The organism is Streptomyces roseolus, assembly GCF_014649855.1.
GTDB lineage: Bacteria > Actinomycetota > Actinomycetes > Streptomycetales > Streptomycetaceae > Streptomyces > Streptomyces roseolus.
This window is the reverse complement of record NZ_BMTV01000057.1, coordinates 1-17,214: the sequence shown is the minus strand read 5'-3', so window position 1 is coordinate 17,214 and position 17,214 is coordinate 1. Positions and strand designations below refer to the sequence as shown.

The following is a 17,214-nucleotide window of genomic DNA, read 5'->3' as shown; positions in this document are numbered from 1 at the left end:
CCGCTACGAAGCGACCGTGCTGGTCGCAGCCATCAACGAGTGGCTGTGACCAGCACTTTCACAACAGACCCTAGGGCCATGCCGGCGACCGTCGCTGCTCACCGGTTCACAGCAGCCTCCCGCTCCCGCTGGGCAGCGGATCAGAGCGGTGTGGGCGAGGAGTGGCGAAGCCTGTCGAGGCGTCGGATGGCCGGTGTCGCGGTGACACCGTGTACGACGACGGAGAGCAGGACGGTGAAAGCCACCACCGACCAGAGCTGTCGCGTGTCGGCTTCGAAGGCTTCGCTGTGTCCGAGCGCGTACGCGAGGTAGAAGAGGGAGCCGATGCCGCGGATGCCGAAGAAGGCGGTGACCGTCTTCTCTCGCGGTCCCCCTGCGGAACCGATCAGGCCGAGCCATCCGGCGGCGGGCCTGACGACGAGGACGAGCAGGACGGCGACGAGGGCTCCCTGCCAGGTGAGGGTGCGCAGTCCGTCGGCGACAAGGAAGCCCCCGAGGAGGAAGAGCAGGATCACGGTCAGCAGCCGTTCGATCTGTTCGGTGAACTCGTGCAGTACACGGTGGTAGCCGTGGCTGCGCTCGGCCGCGCGGATGGTGCAGGCCGTCACGAACACGGCGAGGAAACCGTAGCCGTGGAGGAGTTCGGCCGCTCCGTACGCCAGGAACGTGGCGCCCAGGGCGACGAACCCTTCCATGTGCTCCGACAGCCGCAGCGCGTTCGCCTGCGCGCGGAAGAACATGCGGCCCAGCAGACGACCGGCCACGATACCCACCGCCACTCCTACCGCGACCTTGACCAGGACGTCGATGAGCAGCCATCGCCCGAGCCAGCCCGCCGACCACCCGTCGCCGGCCGCTGCGGCGAGCGCCAGGGCGGCCAGGACGAACGGGAAGGCCAGTCCGTCGTTCAGCCCGGCCTCGGCGGTGAGAGTGAACCGGACCTCGTCCTCGTCGTCCTCCGCGTCCGTGGGCTCTCCCACTCTCACCTCCGCAGCCAGTACGGGATCGGTCGGTGCGAGCACCGCGGCGAGGAGGAGGGCGAGTGCCGGCGGCCAGTCGAGCAGGAGTACGGCGATGAGCCCGGTCCCGGCGATGGTCAGGGGCAGGCTGATACCGAGCAGGCGCCAGGGCCCGCCCCACGCGCGCCGGCCGAAGGGCCGGTCGAGAGCGAGGCCTGCCCCCATCAGCGACACGATCACACACAGTTCGGACCCGTGCTCGATCCAGAGCCGGTCACGCACCGGGTCCACCGTCGGCACGGGCCACGGCAGCGCCGCCACGACGGCGCCGGCCGCGAGGAAGACCATCGGCATGGAGAGGGGCCGTTTGAACACGAGCCTCGGCACGACGGCCGCGCCGAGCGCACCCAGCCCCATCGCAAGGTAAACGGTGTCGGAGAGGATCACCCGGCCCATCCTGTCCGAGACAGCCTCCTCCATGCGTGCTGACTCTCGCTTCGCCACGCTGGGCGTTCTCACGAGGTGTCCGTGCGCACCAGACGCCGGGGGTGCTCCGCTCTCGGCCTGGGCATGAGCGAACACGTCCGCCAGGGTCCGAAGCCGCAGGCCAGGGCGGTCGGGACCGCGCATCCCCGCTCGGCCAGGAGCCCGAGTATCTCTCCGATCGCGCGGCTGACGGTGGAGCGGCCGACACCGAGCAGCAGGGCGATGAGAGGGTGTGGGAGGTCGTGCCGCAGATGGATCAGTGTGGCGGCCAGCCGGTCGATGAACACCAGCTGATGCCGGGCGCCCGCCCCTGCCGCTCGCTTCCTGACCCCACCGCGTGTCTGGTGGCGTCGTCCTTCGACAGCGGCCTGCCACGGGTCGGCCAACTCCTCAAGCAGGCGGGCGAGATGAAGCCGGGAGACGCCCGTGAACACCTGATCCGCGAGAACCATCCGGTCGAACATGACCGTCTCGATCGGATCTCGCCACCCACCAGCACGGATGCCTCACCCGCTATCACGCACCAGCTCGTTACTGATCGTTTCAGAACGAGGTTCGGAGTCGTCGCAAGCAGATGATGCCGCAGGCGAGTCGGCGCGGGCCGAGGTGGAGGTCGGCGCGTATCTCGTAGCGGATGCGGAGGCGTTTGAACTGGTGGCGCCAGGCGAAGATCCGTTCCACGACCCAGCGGGTCCGGCCCAGCCCGAAGCCGTTCGGGGCACCTCGGCGGGCGATCTTCGGGGTGATGTCGGAAAACGCTCAGGGGGTCCATCCCGCGCGCGCAGGGAGCGGTCGGCCGGACGGGGGCGAGTCGGTGTTCCGTTTTGATCAGGGAGGGCGTTCGCAGCGGGTGGGCACCGGCGTTCTTCATTTCGATGCAACACCAATGCGACTTGCCCGATCGCATCTTCTCAATCATTTTCGATTCCGTACACGCCTGCCAGGCCAAGGCAGAACCCGCACGTCGGATGGGAGGGCGTATGTCGACCCCGCACCCGCACACCGGAGGACGGCACAGCCCCCGCCCGGCCGGACTCGCCTCTTCGGGAGCTGTCCTGGCGACTGCCGATCGGAGCGCGGGGCGCATCTCGTTCCGGCAGGTATGGAGCGACCTGCTTTTCATCCACTGGGAGGTACGGCCCGGGGCGGTGGCCGATCTCTTCCCTCCGGGGACCCGCCCTGATGTGATCGACGGCAGGACCTTCGTGGGACTGGTCTTCTTCGAGATGCGGGACCTGTCCTTCGCCAAGGGACCCGTCCTGCCCATCATCGGACGTTTCCCGGAGATCAACGTGCGGCTCTACAGCATCGACCGCACCGGTCGCCGAGGCGTGGTGTTCCTGAGCCTGGACTGCGCTCGGCTCCTGCCCACCCTGACGGCGCGCGCAGTATACGGGCTGCCGTACCGATGGGCTTCAGCGAGGCGACTGCGTTTCGATGACCGCCTTCTGTACACGGTGCGGCGCAGGGGGCCGGCGGGGCCGCGGTCCCACGTGTGGGCCACCGTGAAGGCCGGTGAGCGGCGCACCGGCCCCCTGGACGAGTTCCTGACCGCCCGATGGGGGCTTCACGCACGCGCGTGGGGGCGGACGTACTACTGGCCCCTCGAACATGAGCCGTGGCTGTTTCGGCAGGTCGATCTGCTGTCGTTGGAAGATGGACTCGTCCGTGCCGCCACCGGGTCGCCTGTGGCGGCTTCGCCGCCTGCGAGCGTGCTGTACTCGCCGGGTCTGCCCGTTCGTTTCGGCATCCCGTACCGCGTCGAGTGAGCCGACGCCTGAGCTCGGTCCGGCACGAAAGCGTGGTCTCCGAGCCAGGCCGGTCCCTACCCCAAAGCGCGCTGGGAGGCGGGTGACCGGCTGGAGACGGGTGGCGGGACGTGACCACGGCCCCCGGCGTGCAGGGTCCGCGACGTGGCCGGGTGTGGGCCTGTCGCCGGTGGCCGCCGTGCCGGGGTCAGCCGGCGTAGGTGCCGCGGACGAGGCTGTCGCCTGAGTGGTCGGGCTTGCCGTTGTAGGGCTGGAGGGAGACGTCGACGACGGAGTACTCGTTCAGGTCGATGTTGTCGGGGACCGGAAGGGTCGCGTGACCGTCGGGGCCCAGGACTCCCATCGAGACCAGTTTGGTGCGCGTCTTGTCCATCAGCCAGACCTCGAAGTAGCCGGCCGTCTGGGGCAGACCCTTCACGGTGATGTCGAGGGTACGACGGCCTCGCTGGTCGTCCATGCGGGCGTAGCCCGCGGAGCCGGCGCGCAGCGCCTGAAGTTGGCGTCCGTCGGCGACGGTCTGGACCGCCGGTGTGTCCGGGCGGGTGAGCCACCAGGTCAGCGCGCTGCCGGAGGCGGCACCGAGCAGTGCGGCGCATGCGGCGAGAATCAAGGCGGAGTGGCCCATGCGCCGCAACAGGTTCGGGCGAGGTCGCCGCGTCGAAGCGGCGGTGCCTTCGGGTGTCGGGGAGGGGGTCCGGATCTGGCCTTCGGGGATCCGCAGTTCGACCGTGATGGCCTGCCAGAGGTCGTCCGGCAGGGGAAGCAGGTCGGGTTCCGCGAGGGCGGGTGTTCTCATCGTGGTCACGATGCGGCGCAGGCTGTCGTACTGCTGGCGGCAGTGCTCGCATTCGTGCAGGTGGAGGGAGACCCAGGGGTCGGTTTCCTCACCGAGGGCCATCATCGTCAGGGTCTCTTCATCGGTGTGCTTCACCGTCCACCTCCAACCGCTTCTTCAGCCGCATCAGACCACGCCGGGTATGGCTTTTCACCGTTCCCAGCGGCAGTCCCGTACGTTCGGCGATCTGTGACTGGGACAGATCGTCGTAGAAGGCCATCCTCAGAACAAGCTGCTGCTGGTCTGGCAGCTGTTCCATCTCCCTCGTCAGCACCATATGGTCCAGCAGCGTCTCGGTCACCGGCGCGTGTCGCACCGGCACGCTGGCCTCCACGGCGGCGGCCTCGATGTTGCGCAGATGGCGGGAGCGTTTGTCGAAGGCGTCGGCCACCTTCTTGTAGCTGATGCCCATCAGCCAGGTCTTCAGGGAGCCGCGGCGGGGATCGAAGGTGCTCCGGCTGTTCCACGCGCCGACGAATACCTGTTGGGTGACGTCCTTGGCCTCTTCCGCATCACCGAGTTTGCGGGCGGCGATGGTGTAGAGGAGCGCGCCCCAGCGACGGTACGCCTCGGCCAGACACGCCTCGTCGCCCTTGGCGAATCCTTCGCCCAGATCGTGGTCGGTCACGGTGGTCACAGCGGCCGCACCGGCGGCCAGCACCCGTGCCCCACCCCATAGTGCCGTCATTTGGCTGCCTCCACCGCGGTGACGACAAGGTTGTTCTGGTATCCGCCCCCGTCCGGCAGGTAGGGCCCGGCACAGGTGATCAGCGTCAGCACCGGGCGTCCCTCACGGCGGAACGCGTCCGAGACGGCCAGAGCCTTCTTTCCCACGGTGCGGCGGGCGGTGATCTCGTAGGTCACGGTGCTGTCGTCCTCGCGCCCGATCAGCACCCGGTCGCCTTGGCGGACCTCGTTGAGGCCGTCGAGGACGCCGAGGCCCCGGCCTCTGGCGTCGACGTGGCCGACGATCACGGAGGAACCGGCGGCGGAGCCGGGTGCGGGTGAGAAGCGGTACCAGCCCACCCGGTCGGGATCCGGCGGAACCTCCGTCTGACCGTCCTCGGCCACACCCACCGGATCGACCGGAGCGCTCAGGCCGAGCCTGGGGATCGACAGCGTCCGCGGCGCCGGAGTACGCGAAGGGCCGGCGCCGGTGGAAGAGGGGGGACCGGTCGCTTCGCCGGTGGGTTGCGCGGAAGATGACGCGGGTGCGCTTGCGCTGGTCATCGACGCCGGGGCTGATGCCGTACCAGCCGGGACGCTTCCGAAGTCGGCAGCGCTCCGGGACCCTTCACGCCCGATCAGGACGGCGATGATGGCGCACAGCAGGATACCGAGGAGTACGGCAGTCAGCCCGAGGATCTTGCGAGGTGCCGTCCTGCGCGTGCTGGGCATGGTCCGCCTTTCCGGCGTACGGGACGTCAGGTGGTGCGGTCGCCCAGGGAATCGGGACGACCGCACCACACGACGTGTTCAAGAGGGGGCGTGCCGTCGATCAGGCCGCGTCGCCGCGGCGGCGCAGGAGGTGTCCGCCGGCTCCCAGGGCGAGGACCGCGCCCGTGGCGAGGGCGCCCAGGGCGGCGTTGTTCCGGAACGCGGCCTGGCCCGTCTCGCCGGCGGGCACGCCGTTCGGGGCGGAGTGCATGCCCGTGATGCTCTGGGTCTTCAGGGCGAGGTTCTTGTCCGTCGCGCTCCCCCACGCGTAGACGATCGTGTTGCCGCCCTCGGCCAGGTCCAGCTCGGCCGGGCCGATCGCCACGGTGTCGGTGCCGGCCAGGACGACGTCGGCGTCGACCGTGCCGGCCGCCACCTCGGCCGTGGCCTCCTTGGGGTTCTCCAGCCCCTTGAACACCGGGGTGCCGTCGGCCCGGACGTCGACCGCCGGAGCGGCGGCCACGTGCCGGACGGTCAGCCGGGCCTTGCCGGCCGGCACCTTGGAAGTGTCGTTCACGAACGCGTCGAGCGCCGGCTTTCCGTCCGCCGTCAGGTGGGCGACCAGCGTCGCGTTCGCGCCTGCGGGCACCTCGACGGTCTTCTCGATCGCCGGGGTGCCCTCCGGGCCCTCGCCGTCCTTGAACACCTTGATGTCGTAGGAACCCGCGTCCAGCTTCAGCGGGTCGGTGAGCGTGCCCGGCTTGAAGTCCGGCAGCAGTTCCTTGTCCCCCGCGAACACGTCCACGGTCAGACCCGGCACCGCGTGCAGGACCGACACCGTGGCCTGCTCGTCGGTGTCGGCCTGCGGCTGGGCGAACGCGGGAGCAGCGGCGGTGACGGACAACGCGACGGCGACGGCGGCGGTGAGAGCCGCACCAGCGGAACGAGCAGTCATGACGATCATCCCCATCATCCGGTCGAGAAGGTCTCGAACCCTGTGTGAGGAGGCATTCCGCCGCCCTGCGCCGACTGGTTGCACCCGATGCTTGAAATCTCCACTTCATGTCGTCCGCGGCTGCTCGGCAGGACGGCACACAGAACGCGGGACGGGAAAGGAGGGCTCCTCGGCACGGGGGCGAAACGGTCACCTGCCCTCCGGGCTCACCTCGTGCACCGCGATGGGAGAATTCCCCCTGCCCCCGCATGCCACTCGCTCCCCTGACGAATCACGAGCAGCCGACCACCGCGCCGATGGATCTCGGGCGCCCGTGCGGCCTTCAGCGCATCTGGGTCGTCCTGTCGGCGGTCTTGCGTCACCCGTTCGGTCTTGAGGACCTGCCGGCGCCGACGAACCGCAACGAGGTGGTACCCGCCGACCTCCTGCCGCCTCTTCGCGGAGGATTACCAGTGATCGTCGAGAAGCTGCACGCGTCCGGCATCCGATCCGCGCACGCCTACGCCGCCGCGTTCACCTCCATAGAGCTCGTGACACGATCATGTACGGGTCTCCTTGAGGCGTCTCCAGCAGATGAGGCTGCAGGCGAGGGGGACGAAGGCGTCGTGGGGTTCGGTGCGGCGTTCTCAGCGGACGGCGAGGCGTTTGAACTGGTGGAGCAGGACGAAGGTCTGCTCGACGACGCAGCGGAGCTTGCCCAGGCCCTCGATGTTCGGGGCAACTCTGCGGGAGATGACCGGAAGGACGCGGCGTTTTCGCAGCTCGCGGCGGTGGGGGTCGGAGTCGTAGCCCTTGTCGCCGAGCAGGGCCTGGGGGCGTCGGCGGGGCCGGCCCGGGCGGCCGGCGACGGGCGGGATGCCATCGACCAGGGCGAGGGTCTGGGTGACGTCGCCGATGTCGGCAGCGGTGGTGATGACCTTGAGCGGGGTGCCTCGTACGTCGCAGATCAGGTGGTGCTCGCTGCCCGTTTTCCGCCGGTCGACCGGCGACGGACCGGTGTCAGCTTTCCCCGTGCAGCATGTACGGGATGCCCTGCAGGCACTACCGGTCCGGCACCGGCCGGGGGCCGGGAGCCTTCTCGGGCCAGGGCGGCAGCATCGGCTCGATCAGCGCCCACGGGTCATCGTCCACGGTCCACGGCCGAATCGTCATACCGGTCACGGCCAGCCAGGGGCGTTCAACAAGGTCGCGTTACGAGCTCGCAGGCCTGCCCGTCATCTCCTGAAGCGCCTTGCCGAGGGGCCATCCCCGCGAGCGGGGAGCAGTCTTCCTGACCTGCAGTTCTACCTCATGTACACCCCTCGCACGCGGCAGGAGCCCGCAAGCGGGGCGATCCGCAGAAGGAACCACCGGGCGGCATCTTCACCGAGCCGGATGATCATGGGCTGGGACGGTCGCGCGGCGGGTTCACCACCAAGCTCCACCTGGCCGTCGAGCAGGGTCAGAAACCCATGTCGATCCTGGTCACGGCGGGGCAGCGCGGGGACTCGCCGCAGTTCGAGCCGGTGCTGGGGAAGGTCCGCGTGCCCCGCGTCGGACCAGGCCGGCCACGCGTCCGCCCCGACCGTGTGCGGGCCGACAAGGCATACGCCTCCCGCGGGAACCGGGCCTACCCGCGCCGGCGCGGGATCCGCTGCACCATTCCGGACAAGGCCGACCAGGCGCGCAACCGCCGGGAGCTCGGTTCCCGTGGCGGCCGGCCGCCGCGCTTCGACCCGGCCGACTACCGCCAGCGCCATGCGGTCGAGTGCGGGACCAACCGCCTCAAGAGGAACCGTGCTGTCGCCACGCGGTACGACAAGCTCGCCGTCCGCTTCGAGGCGACCGCGCTGGTCGCAGCGATCAACGAATGGCTATGACCCTGTCTCGCGCGTCATCACGTACATGTTCCCGATGTCCGGATCGCCGTACATGAAGAACAGCACCAGCCCATCGTGCGGATCGCGGTCCACGTAGAAGAACCACGAGTAGGCCGACGGGGGCTCCGGAGCCGAAGGGTCAGCCGCAGGCGCGGGAAAGCGCCTCTCGACTCGGGTCCGGTCCGTCAGCGCGAGCCGGACGACCTGCCCGCCGTCGTCGTCGGCCAGCTGCCAGGATCCCGTACCGGACAGGCGCCAGCCGTCCTCGAAGTCAAAGCCCTGCCCGTCGAGCTTCTCGAGAAGGGCTGTTCCGTCCTTATCGAGCACCAAGCGGGTCCCCTCGACGTTCTCCCAGCCCCCGGCGACTTCGGCCGCCGTGGCGTCGTGGAGCCCCGTTCCCTCGTAGTACTGATAGGGACCCCCGCATGCAGTCAGAACGGTCAACATCAAACCGCCAAGGGCCGCCCCCCACGCACGCAGCCTGCTTCCGCCCGCCATCAGGCCCTCCCGCCCCCAGCCCTCGTCGGCCGATCGACAGGAACAGGCTGCGGGAAGCCACCTTGCCAGATCGGTTGAACGCGTTCAACTACATGCCTGGAGAGGTGTCACGCGTCACCCCCGGCTCCCGTATACAGCCACCGATGAGCATGGCGAACAGCGCTTTCGATACACGGCCCAGCCGTCCGGTACGTCACGCGTGGTCATAATGCGCGGGTGAACAGACCTCCCGTGCCCTTGCCCGCAGAACACATACCGCCCGGCACCGCCGAGTGGCGGACTCCGAACGCCGAGCGTTGGCTCGCCGCCGCGCCCGCCCGGTGGGCACACCCTCTCTGGGCGCTGCTGGCACTGGTCGCCTCGCTGGCGTGGGACATCGTGGAGGCTCCCGTCGCCCCCTGCACGTCCGCCGCCCCGTGCGGCACCGACTGGCTGGGCCTCGGGACAGCCGTCGTGTTGCTGCTGACCCTGTATTGGGTGTGGCGGCAGCCGCGGCTCGCGCTCGCGGGGCTTGCGGCCACGCTGACGGGGTTCGCCGTCGAAGGCGGCTACACGTCGGCGCTCGGCGAACCGTCCGCGCTCGCGTTCCTGATGGCCGCCGCGTTCACCACCGCCGGGCTCATCCACCGACTGGCCGCCGCCGGACGGCAGCGGGCGCGGGCCCTGGAGGCGGCCGGGCCGATCGCACAACCGCTGCCCGCCGCCGCGCGGACGTTCCGCCGGGGCCGGCTTTCCTTCGTCCTGGCCGCCCTGCTGCTGGGCGTCGCCGGGTTCGGCTGCTGGCAGGTGCAGCAGGTCGTCGAGGCGTACGAGGAGCGGGCCGCGGGAGCCACGCACCTGCCAGGGCGGGTCACGGCCCTGGAGCAGGACGACGACGACATCGACATCGTCGCAGTGGAGGCCGACGGGCGTACCCATCGCTTCGAGACGGCCTACCCCGAGGACTTCCCCGTGGACAGCCGGGTCGACATCGTCGTGGACGGCGACTGGGCGGCGCTGGTCGCGGAGCCGTACGACGCCATTGGCTGGGAGCTGCTGGCGATGGCCGGCTCCGTCGCAGGGCTGGCGTTCCTCGCCAACGGCGTGGACGGACGGATGCGTTCGCGGCGACTGCGGCGCGAACCGCTGCCGGTGCTGCACGTGCTGGTGCGCGAAAGTCACGACGACGGCCGCACCTGGGTGTTCGCGGCCGACGACCCGGAGGGCCTTCGGCCGATCCTGCACTTCCATTCGCTGTACGCCTTCGAGGAAGAAGACGACGAGGAAGGCGGCGAAGCACCCGTCGTTGAACTCGACAAGATCACGGAGGTCCTCAAGGGCGAGGATCCTCCCCCGCCACTGCGGGAGGCCGTTCTGTACGGCGCCCCCTACGCCGGCGCCGAAGTCGCCTTCGTCGCGTTCGACGACGAAGACGACGTCGAGGTGTCGGTGCAGTGCAGTGTCACCGCGGCGAAGCCGGTCGGCCCGCGCTTGATGGAGCGCGGGCAGCTGCGCCGCGAGCGGGAGACCCCGCAGCGGCCCCGCGACGAGATCGCCGTCGGCATGACGCCCTCGGCGGGCCCCCGCACGTGGACGGCTCGCGGCTTCTCGCGCGCCGTGGGTCTCGGCCTGCTGCTGGTACAGGGCAGCGGCATCTGGGCCGCGCTCGAGGACGGACCGTCGTGGCACTGGCTGTGGCTCGCCGTGGGTCTGCCCTGGCTGGTGACGGCCGTGGCGACGGCGCTCACCTGGCGAATCACCGCCGACCGTGACGGGCTGTGGGTGACCGGGGCCTGGCGCGTAAGGCGGGTCCCGTGGAACGTGATCACGTCCGTGCACCACTCCGACGACGGCATCCGGGTCGGCCGGGCCAAGGACTCCTCCGTCGAGCTGTCCCCCACCGGCTGGGCATGGCTGGAGCACCGCCTGGGCCACGAGCCGCATGCGGTGCGCACCGCCGGGGAACTGGGGGCTCTGCTGCTCCACCCGGAACTACGGCCGCTGGAAGAGGCACCGGCGGGACGGCAGGGCATGCCGGTCGGACCGCCACTCGTGGCGCTGTCGGCGCTGTGGGGTGTGGCGGTACTGCTCCTCCTGTGACCGGGCCGCAGCTCTCGCTCGGTCCGTACCCTGCCGCGGGCGGGCCGTATCCCCGGGCACTTGGACGCAGCTGTCGACGGAGCAGAGCAGCGGCGGCCGCCGACACTGGGCGTGCAGCCGGCTGAGGTTCCGTCTCCCTCCCCTCTACATCCGCCGACACCTTCAGGCGGGGGGTCAGATATGCCTCTGCGGCGCGGATCGGCGCATCGGGACCGGCGCCGAGGGAGCGGCGGGGAAGGTGGTCACCCGCGCATCCTAACGAGCTCGTGCGCGGTAAGCGGTGCGACGTCGAGACCGGGATGGTTGATCATGGTCGGGTGGTGGGGAACGCGGCTCGTGCAGTGATCGTCGGCAACCGTCGGATGACGGGCCTGTCGGCCGGTGTGATCGCTGAACTCGTTGCCGAGGTGGGGCCGTTGTGGCATGAGCGTCACCGGGCCGAGCTGACCTCTCGGCCGCGGAAGCGCGCTGTGGGCGCCGGTGCGAAGCACCGGCTGGTGTTCGTCGACCGGCTCCTGGCCACGCTCGTGCACCTTCGCCACGGGGTTACCCACGATGTGCCGGCCTGCTGGTTCGGAGCCGACCGCTCCACCATCGCCCGGGCCGTCGGTGGGACACGACCCCTGCCCGCCGAGCGAGGGTGCACGGTCAGCCCCGGCGTCCGGCTCCGGACGCCGGCCGAAGTCATCGACCGCCTCGGCGCCAGTGGGCAGACCGGCATCATCGACGGCACCGAGATCCGGGTCCGCCGGCCGGCCGCCGGACGCAAGGACCGGGACACGTTCCTCTCCGGGAAGAACAAGCGGAACGCCGTCAGAACCATGGTCCTCACCGACCAGAACGGAAGGGTGCTCTTCAGCGGCCCGGCCAGTCCGGGCAGCTGCGCGGACATCACCCACGCCCGCCAGTCAGAGCTGGTCGAGCTCCTGGCCGACGGGCCCGTCGTCGAGATCCCTGCCGATGCCGTCTACCAGGGGCTCGGCGCCCAGACCGGCGGACACGTGGTGACGCCACCGCACCGGAAGTTCAAGAAGGACGCCCCGGACTGGTACGAGCAGATGCACGAGCGACAACTCCTCACGCCGTATCCGGGTCGAGCACGGCATCGCCCACCTGAAGAACCGGCGGGCTCTCGCCCGTCACCTCGGCCGTCGCGAGCACATCAGCGACACCGTCCAGGCCGTCGCCGGCCTACCGTCCCACCAGCAGACCGCGGACCTGGACCCCCGTCGACAGAGGTGAGCACCGGTCGCACCGAAGCCCTCGACGTCCCACCGCTTACCGTGCACGAGTTCGTTGGGTGTGTTCGGCAGGCAGGAGACCGGTGTCGAGGACGGCGGTGAGGCGTTCGACGGTGCGGGAGCGGCGCCCGTGCTCGCGGCGGGCGAGTGCGGCGAGCTCATCGGCCGGGTGGCGGGCCCGGCGGTGTCGGGGAGGGGGAGGGGTTCCCAGACGTAGTCGGCGGTGTACGCCTGCGCGGCGTCGGTGAGCCGGCTGAGGCCGAGGCGGTGGTCGGGGGCGAGGCCCTGACGGAGGCAGCCGACGAGGAGGCGCCGGTCGGAGCCGGTGGCGGTGCGCGCTGACTCCCACCAGGCAGGTGGTCCGGGCCCCGTTGAGCGGGCACGGGCCGCCCGGCGTCCGTCCTCGCCGTCGTCCCCCTTATGCCTCTCCCCGTGCGTGACGGGCTCCCTTGGGCGGTGATTCCTCACGCGTGCATGTGCCGCTGCTGCGTCCGGGTGATCATTCGCAACCTCGCATCACGGCCGGTACGCGCGGATTGTCGTACAGGTATGACAACAGCGCATCAGCAGAGGATCCCCCGTCAGGCCTCCGCCTTCCCTCCGGCACGGGCGCCGCGGAGCCGGTCCGGTGACCTGCCCGAGCCGGACGAGCGGCGTCAGCTGCGGGAGCGGTGGGGCCTGTCGACCAGGCAGGTGGCGACGGCGTTCGGGGTGACACCGGCGACGGTGCGGTCCTGGGAGCGCGGCCGGTCGGCCCCCCGGGGCGGCCGCAAGGAGGCCTACCGGCGGTTCCTGGCCGGTCTGGCCCAGCACGGCGAGGCGGCCCGGTCCCGCGCCGCGGAGGGTGCGCGGCGTCCGGCGGCGGACGTCCGGCGTCCGGCGCGCGGCCCGGCCGCCCCCGTGGTGCCCGCCCTGCGACGAGGCGGCACGCCCGGGCCCGCGTGCCGGGTGGTGCGTGTCGGCGCCGGCGGGGCGGGGGCGGATCCCGTGGCGCCGGAGCGCATCCGGCGCCTTCGGCTGCTGAGTGCTGCGGCCTGCGTGTGGTCGCTCGCCCTGTGGGTGTACCTCACCTGCCCACCGCCCCTTTGACGGCACGGGCCGGGTGCGGCGGGCGTCATACGATGCCGGTGACGGTCACCCGCACGGCCGCGGGTGTCGTGGCCGCCGCCTCCGCCACCGCCTCCCGCACGGCGTTGGCGGTGCGGGCGGCCTGGTGCTGTGCGCGGACGACGATGTCGATCCGCAGGGCGGCGATCCGGCCTCGGGAGTCGTAGGTGATGCGCACCGCGGTGCCCGGGTCGAGCCGGTCGGCGGCAGCCGGCTGTCGTGAGCCGGTTGCCCGCAGCAGGGAGCGCAGCCCTGGCCGCAGGCACGCGACGCCGGGAACGGCCAGGACGGCGTCGGTGACCTGCTGGGTGAGGGCCTTGGAACGGTCGCTGTTCACGGCCTGGTCTCCCGCGGCTGACTGGGGGGTTCGTGGAGGTCGGTGACGGTGACGTCCAGGTCGCCGAGGGCGAGGCCGAGGTGCTGCCGGGCGGCACGGACCAGGCTTTCACGCACCGCGCGGATGGTGTCCGGGAGGTCCTGTCCGTAGGCGACGGTGACGCCGAGGTGGACGGTGGAGGGGCCGCGTGTGGGGTGGGTACGGCTGCCGGGTGGGGTGATGCGGCAGCTTCCGGCCAGCACGCCGGGCACCTGCTCGGCGGCGGTGCGCAGGGTACGGGCGGCGACGGACTCGTAGATCCAGCTGTCCTCATCGGCCTCGCCCAGGGGCAGGGTGCGGCCCGGGCGCAACTCCAGGCGGACCGCGTCCATGACGCGTCGCACCACGGCGGTGGTGTCGATGTCGGCGGGTGGTGCGGCCGGGGGAAGGACGGCGGCCCGCAGGTGTTCCAGGTCGGCGACGGCCTGCCGGCAGGAGGGGCAGGTGGCGGTGTGCGGGTCGGTGTCCGGCCGGCCGGCGTGCTCCCACACGGTGGCCAGGTCCCTGCCGCAGGCGAGGAGTTCGAGTTCCTCGTCGTCGGGGTTCTCGGGGGGGTAGGGGGTGTTCATCGCCATGCGACCATCGCCTCCGTCAGCATGCGCCGGGCCCGGAACACGCGTGCGCGAACCGCTTCGGGCCGGATGCCCACCGCCTGGGCGATCGTCTCGTACGGCTGCCCTTCGATTTCTCGCAGGACCCAGCAGACCTTCTGCTCGGCGGACAGATTGCCCATGGCCTGGACGAGGTCGCGTACGGCGGCGTGCGACTCGGCGGCGCGGACGGGCGAGGACTGGTGCTCCGGTGCGGCCGGTTCGGCGACCGCGTCGAGGTCGGTCGCGGGCCTGCGGGCCCGCAGGAGGTTCAGGCACCGGTTCGTGACGATGCGGTACAGCCACGTGCCGAACGCCGCCTCGCCCCGGTACTCGGGAAGGCTGCGCCACGCGCTGAGGAAGGCGTCCTGGACGGCGTCCTCGGCTTCGGCCCGGCTGCCCATCAGGCGTTCGGCGAGCTGCAGCATGGCCGGCGCGTGGCGGTGGACCAGCACCTCGAACGCCTCCTCGTCTCCTTCCGCGGCCCGCACCACCAGGAGCAGGTCGCCGGCCACGGCCGTTTCCTCATCGTCGTCCGGGCCCCACCGAGCGTTCAACGCGGGCTCCTTCCAGCCTTCACGACTTTGACACCGCCTGCCCGGCTTTCGTTACGCCACCCGGATCCGCACTGTTGTGCACCCGTTCACGACAAGAGGTCCGTAACGCACGGCGTCCTCGCGGTGTCAAAGCAGTGCAACCACACACCGACCCGTCGAGGGAGCAGTCATGACGGCAACGCAGGAGAAGACCCCGGTCCGCCAGAGTCACGCGGCCGGTCCCGTGCCCGGGGCCGGCCGTACGCAGGTCGACGAGCCCGGCGGTACGCACGGCAGGACATCGATCGCGGATACCGTCGTCGTCAAGATCGCCGGGCGGGCCGCGCGGGAGATCCCCGGTGTCCACGACATGGGTGGCGGCTTGTCCCGGACGCTGGGCGCTGTCCGCGACCGGGTGCCCGGTGGGCGGCCGAACGTGGGTCGCGGGGTGAAGGTCGAGGTGGGCGAGCGCCAGGCCGCCATCGACGTGGAACTGGTCGTGGAGTACGGCGTCCCGATCCCGGATGTGGCCCGCGACGTCAGGGAGAACGTGATCGCCGCGGTGGAGCGGATCACCGGCCTGGAGGTCGTGGAGGTGAACATCGCCGTCACCGACGTCCACCTGCCCGGCGACGACGAGGACGTCACCACCGAGACACGGGTGGCGTGAGCGGCTCGCGCCGCGTCACCGCACAGACAGCGTCGACGAGGGAAGGAAGGCAACAGCCATGAGCAGGGACGTCCTCGGGCTGCTGGTCGGGATGGCACTGGGATGCGTGGGCTGGTTCGGAGGCTTCGGGGCCTTCCTCCTGGTCGCCGTCCTCGGCGGGCTCGGCTACGCGGCCGGCCGCTACGCCGAGCAGGGCGGTGACCTGCGCGACCTCCTGACCGCCGAGCGCAGGCACCGATGAACGCCGCCGAACGGGGCGTCACCACCGTCGCCGACCGGGTCACGGCCAAGATCGCCCGGCAGGCGGCCGCCGAAGCCACCGCCCAGGTCGGCGGGCACGTCCTCGGTTCGGCGGCCACCACGCGCGGGCGCCGCGTCGAGGTGACCGTGGAGGTGGACCTCCCCCTGTCCGCACCGGCCGACACGGGCCGGATGGTCCACCTCCGCGATCGGCTGACCGGGCGCACCCGTCACCTGACCGGGTTGGCCGTCACGCCCGCACGTCTGCGGGTCCGCAGGCTTCACCCGCTCGCCGCTCGCCCCCTGCCGCAGGTCAAGGAGCAGGGGCCGACCACAGCCGGCAGGCCGTGGTCGCCGCGCCGTACCGCCACCGCGGGTGCGGCCTTGGCCGTGGGCGTCCTGTCCGCGCTGACGCTGTGGTCCGCCCTGCCCGAGCACCTGCCCGGGATCGCCGCGCCACCGTGGGGACGGGTTCATCAGGGGATGACCGTGTCCGGCGGCCGGTCCCTCGTGCGCCCGGCAGCCTTGGCGGCCGCGGCCGCCGGGGTGTGGCTGATCTTCCTGGCCCTCACTCCCGGCCACAGACGCCTGCTGCCCCTGAACTGCTCCCGGCCGGGCCAAGCGGTCATCAGCCGCACGCACGCCGCGCGCCTGGTCCGGGCGGCCGTCACCGAGGTGCCCGGGCTACGGGTCCGCTCTGTCCGCTTCACCCCGCGCAAGGTCACCGTCCGCGCCGAAGCGGCCTACGGCGCACCGCATGACATCCGCGGGACGACCACCGCGACCATCGAGCGCGCCCTGCGGAGCACGGCTCTCCGACGCGCCCCGGAAGTACGGCTCGTCCTGCGCCCCACCCAGGACCCGCGCACCGCCTCCGTCCTGCCGTCGGCACGGGAGGGCGGAGATGCGTAGCCGCACTGTGGCCAACCGGGCGGCACTCGCTCTCACCGGACTCGCTTTCCTGGCTTTGGGAGCGGCCGTCTGGTGGGGTGAGGAGAAGATCTTCACGGCTGGCCTGCGACGCCTGGAGCCGGCAGAACACCGCCTGCTCCTCGCCGCGAGCAGTGCCGGCCTCGCCGCCTCGCTGGTCCTGCTCACCGCACAGATCCCGCTCCCGGCACGGCGCCGCCTGCACCTTCCCGCGCCTGGCTGCCGACTCGACAGCCGCGCCGTCCGCCACGCCGTCCGAACCGGCTGCGTCGCCGTGCCGGGGGTCGTGCGGGCCCGCTGCCGCCTCACCGGCCGCGAGGGCGCGATGTGCCTGTCCGTCACCCTCACCGTGCATGGCACAGCACACCCCGACGAGGTCATGACCGCGGTGACCGACGGTGTACTGGCGCAGATCACCCCTCTGCTCGCACCCCGTCGACTCCACATCCGTATCCGCCTGCGGGTCCAACGGCCCCGGCCGCACCGAGCCCTGTGAGATGAGTCCGGCGGCACGCACAGCACGGCCACGGGTCGCCCGTCCGTGGGAACAGCTCCGCTGCCACGGTCCCGCCCGCGCGGCCACAGCCCTCAAGTCGCCACCGCCGGCCGGCGGGCAATCCTCCTGCGCGGTCGCGCCGAATGGAGGGTGAAAGGGACGAATGTCCGAACGCGATCTGGCCTCGTGCCGGTGAAACCTCCCCGGAAGG

Annotated in this window: 18 protein-coding genes and 4 pseudogenes; 9 read left to right on the top strand and 13 right to left on the bottom strand. The window is 71.2% G+C overall.

Translation table 11 applies throughout. The features are described 5' to 3' along the window. Positions 1-140: 140 nt before the first annotated feature. The 3 genes and pseudogenes from IE245_RS35925 to IE245_RS35915 all read right to left on the bottom strand — a co-directional run. Positions 141-1,415: a cation:proton antiporter domain-containing protein gene (locus IE245_RS35925; RefSeq protein WP_189955555.1), complete on the bottom strand. Its 1,275-nt coding sequence runs from the start codon at positions 1,413-1,415 to the stop codon at positions 141-143. Between the two features lie 51 nt (positions 1,416-1,466). Then, positions 1,467-1,909, bottom strand: a pseudogene (locus IE245_RS35920) (helix-turn-helix domain-containing protein); the annotation flags it as partial. A 79-nt stretch (positions 1,910-1,988) separates the two neighbouring features. After that, positions 1,989-2,192, bottom strand: a pseudogene (locus IE245_RS35915) (transposase); the annotation flags it as partial. Positions 2,193-2,500: 308 nt separating this feature from the next. On the opposite strand from IE245_RS35915, the gene IE245_RS35910 reads away from it, so the two are divergent. Next, positions 2,501-3,214: a YqjF family protein gene (locus tag IE245_RS35910; RefSeq protein ID WP_308436658.1), complete on the top strand. Its 714-nt coding sequence runs from the start codon at positions 2,501-2,503 to the stop codon at positions 3,212-3,214. 187 nt (positions 3,215-3,401) lie between these two features. On the opposite strand, the gene IE245_RS35905 is transcribed toward IE245_RS35910, so the two are convergent. The 5 genes and pseudogenes from IE245_RS35905 to IE245_RS38210 form a co-directional block, all read right to left on the bottom strand. After that, positions 3,402-4,145, bottom strand: a complete 744-nt coding sequence (locus IE245_RS35905) for an anti-sigma factor (RefSeq protein ID WP_189955545.1) — start codon at positions 4,143-4,145, stop codon at positions 3,402-3,404. After that, complete coding sequence (locus IE245_RS35900; RefSeq protein WP_189955543.1) at positions 4,129-4,737, bottom strand: sigma-70 family RNA polymerase sigma factor; 609 nt, start codon at positions 4,735-4,737, stop codon at positions 4,129-4,131. Before IE245_RS35900 ends, IE245_RS35905 begins: the two co-directional genes overlap by 17 nt. After that, the gene (locus tag IE245_RS35895) at positions 4,734-5,447 is read right to left on the bottom strand and encodes a class F sortase (RefSeq protein WP_189955541.1); all 714 of its coding nucleotides are present in this window, start codon (positions 5,445-5,447) and stop codon (positions 4,734-4,736) included. Before IE245_RS35895 ends, IE245_RS35900 begins: the two co-directional genes overlap by 4 nt. Positions 5,448-5,547: 100 nt before the next feature. Beyond that, positions 5,548-6,381: a DUF4397 domain-containing protein gene (locus IE245_RS35890; RefSeq protein WP_189955539.1), complete on the bottom strand. Its 834-nt coding sequence runs from the start codon at positions 6,379-6,381 to the stop codon at positions 5,548-5,550. Positions 6,382-7,007: 626 nt separating this feature from the next. Then, positions 7,008-7,352: pseudogene (locus tag IE245_RS38210) on the bottom strand (transposase); the annotation flags it as partial. 333 nt (positions 7,353-7,685) lie between these two features. On the opposite strand from IE245_RS38210, the pseudogene IE245_RS35880 reads away from it, so the two are divergent. Continuing rightward, positions 7,686-8,240 (top strand): annotated as a pseudogene (locus IE245_RS35880) (IS5 family transposase); the annotation flags it as partial. On the opposite strand, the gene IE245_RS35875 reads toward IE245_RS35880, so the two are convergent. After that, positions 8,235-8,687 (bottom strand): hypothetical protein, encoded by a 453-nt coding sequence (locus IE245_RS35875; RefSeq protein ID WP_229852044.1) that lies wholly within the window; start codon positions 8,685-8,687, stop codon positions 8,235-8,237. The pseudogene IE245_RS35880 and the gene IE245_RS35875 sit on opposite strands and share 6 nt — an antisense overlap. Positions 8,688-8,954: 267 nt before the next feature. Between IE245_RS35875 and IE245_RS35870 the strand changes: the two genes are divergently transcribed. Further along, a complete protein-coding gene (locus IE245_RS35870; RefSeq protein WP_229852042.1) occupies positions 8,955-10,817 on the top strand; it encodes a hypothetical protein in 1,863 nt (620 codons plus the stop codon). A 242-nt stretch (positions 10,818-11,059) separates the two neighbouring features. On the opposite strand, the gene IE245_RS37565 is transcribed toward IE245_RS35870, so the two are convergent. Continuing rightward, a complete protein-coding gene (locus IE245_RS37565) occupies positions 11,060-11,359 on the bottom strand; it encodes a hypothetical protein (protein WP_229852050.1) in 300 nt (99 codons plus the stop codon). On the opposite strand from IE245_RS37565, the gene IE245_RS35865 reads away from it, so the two are divergent. After that, entirely contained in the window at positions 11,288-12,160 is an 873-nt protein-coding gene (locus tag IE245_RS35865; protein ID WP_229852048.1) for a transposase family protein, read from the top strand. The two genes, IE245_RS37565 and IE245_RS35865, sit on opposite strands and share 72 nt — an antisense overlap. A 447-nt stretch (positions 12,161-12,607) precedes the next feature. Continuing rightward, complete coding sequence (locus IE245_RS35860) at positions 12,608-13,147, top strand: helix-turn-helix domain-containing protein (protein ID WP_189955536.1); 540 nt, start codon at positions 12,608-12,610, stop codon at positions 13,145-13,147. Between the two features lie 25 nt (positions 13,148-13,172). Here IE245_RS35860 and IE245_RS35855 read toward each other — a convergent pair whose 3' ends face one another. Genes IE245_RS35855 through IE245_RS35845 form a run of 3 tightly spaced genes read right to left on the bottom strand, consistent with a single transcriptional unit; the run spans position 13,173 to position 14,646 of the window. Further along, a complete protein-coding gene (locus IE245_RS35855; RefSeq protein WP_189955534.1) occupies positions 13,173-13,502 on the bottom strand; it encodes an Asp23/Gls24 family envelope stress response protein in 330 nt (109 codons plus the stop codon). Then, positions 13,499-14,116: an Asp23/Gls24 family envelope stress response protein gene (locus IE245_RS35850; RefSeq protein WP_229852040.1), complete on the bottom strand. Its 618-nt coding sequence runs from the start codon at positions 14,114-14,116 to the stop codon at positions 13,499-13,501. The genes IE245_RS35855 and IE245_RS35850 overlap by 4 nt, the downstream gene beginning before the upstream one ends. Next, a complete protein-coding gene (locus IE245_RS35845; RefSeq protein WP_229852039.1) occupies positions 14,107-14,646 on the bottom strand; it encodes an RNA polymerase sigma factor in 540 nt (179 codons plus the stop codon). Before IE245_RS35845 ends, IE245_RS35850 begins: the two co-directional genes overlap by 10 nt. Positions 14,647-14,857: 211 nt before the next feature. Here IE245_RS35845 and IE245_RS35840 point away from each other — a divergent pair, with 211 nt between their 5' ends. Genes IE245_RS35840 through IE245_RS35825 form a run of 4 tightly spaced genes read left to right on the top strand, consistent with a single transcriptional unit; the run spans position 14,858 to position 17,003 of the window. Further along, entirely contained in the window at positions 14,858-15,337 is a 480-nt protein-coding gene (locus tag IE245_RS35840; protein WP_189955532.1) for an Asp23/Gls24 family envelope stress response protein, read from the top strand. Between the two features lie 58 nt (positions 15,338-15,395). Next, complete coding sequence (locus tag IE245_RS35835; protein ID WP_189955530.1) at positions 15,396-15,578, top strand: DUF2273 domain-containing protein; 183 nt, start codon at positions 15,396-15,398, stop codon at positions 15,576-15,578. Beyond that, entirely contained in the window at positions 15,575-16,489 is a 915-nt protein-coding gene (locus tag IE245_RS35830) for a DUF6286 domain-containing protein (RefSeq protein WP_189955528.1), read from the top strand. The genes IE245_RS35835 and IE245_RS35830 overlap by 4 nt, the downstream gene beginning before the upstream one ends. Next, the gene (locus IE245_RS35825) at positions 16,482-17,003 is read left to right on the top strand and encodes a hypothetical protein (RefSeq protein ID WP_189955526.1); all 522 of its coding nucleotides are present in this window, start codon (positions 16,482-16,484) and stop codon (positions 17,001-17,003) included. The genes IE245_RS35830 and IE245_RS35825 overlap by 8 nt, the downstream gene beginning before the upstream one ends. The last annotated feature ends 211 nt before the right edge of the window (positions 17,004-17,214 follow it).

Coding starts and splice junctions, on each gene's coding strand:
- IE245_RS35875 (WP_229852044.1), bottom strand. CDS start 8,687: ATGTTGACCGTTCTGACTGCATGCGGGGGTCCCTATCAGTACTACGAG.
- IE245_RS35860 (WP_189955536.1), top strand. CDS start 12,608: ATGACAACAGCGCATCAGCAGAGGATCCCCCGTCAGGCCTCCGCCTTC.
- IE245_RS35850 (WP_229852040.1), bottom strand. CDS start 14,116: ATGGCGATGAACACCCCCTACCCCCCCGAGAACCCCGACGACGAGGAA.
- IE245_RS35890 (WP_189955539.1), bottom strand. CDS start 6,381: ATGACTGCTCGTTCCGCTGGTGCGGCTCTCACCGCCGCCGTCGCCGTC.
- IE245_RS35825 (WP_189955526.1), top strand. CDS start 16,482: ATGCGTAGCCGCACTGTGGCCAACCGGGCGGCACTCGCTCTCACCGGA.
- IE245_RS35830 (WP_189955528.1), top strand. CDS start 15,575: ATGAACGCCGCCGAACGGGGCGTCACCACCGTCGCCGACCGGGTCACG.
- IE245_RS35840 (WP_189955532.1), top strand. CDS start 14,858: ATGACGGCAACGCAGGAGAAGACCCCGGTCCGCCAGAGTCACGCGGCC.
- IE245_RS35925 (WP_189955555.1), bottom strand. CDS start 1,415: ATGGGCCGGGTGATCCTCTCCGACACCGTTTACCTTGCGATGGGGCTG.
- IE245_RS35900 (WP_189955543.1), bottom strand. CDS start 4,737: ATGACGGCACTATGGGGTGGGGCACGGGTGCTGGCCGCCGGTGCGGCC.
- IE245_RS35835 (WP_189955530.1), top strand. CDS start 15,396: ATGAGCAGGGACGTCCTCGGGCTGCTGGTCGGGATGGCACTGGGATGC.
- IE245_RS35895 (WP_189955541.1), bottom strand. CDS start 5,447: ATGCCCAGCACGCGCAGGACGGCACCTCGCAAGATCCTCGGGCTGACT.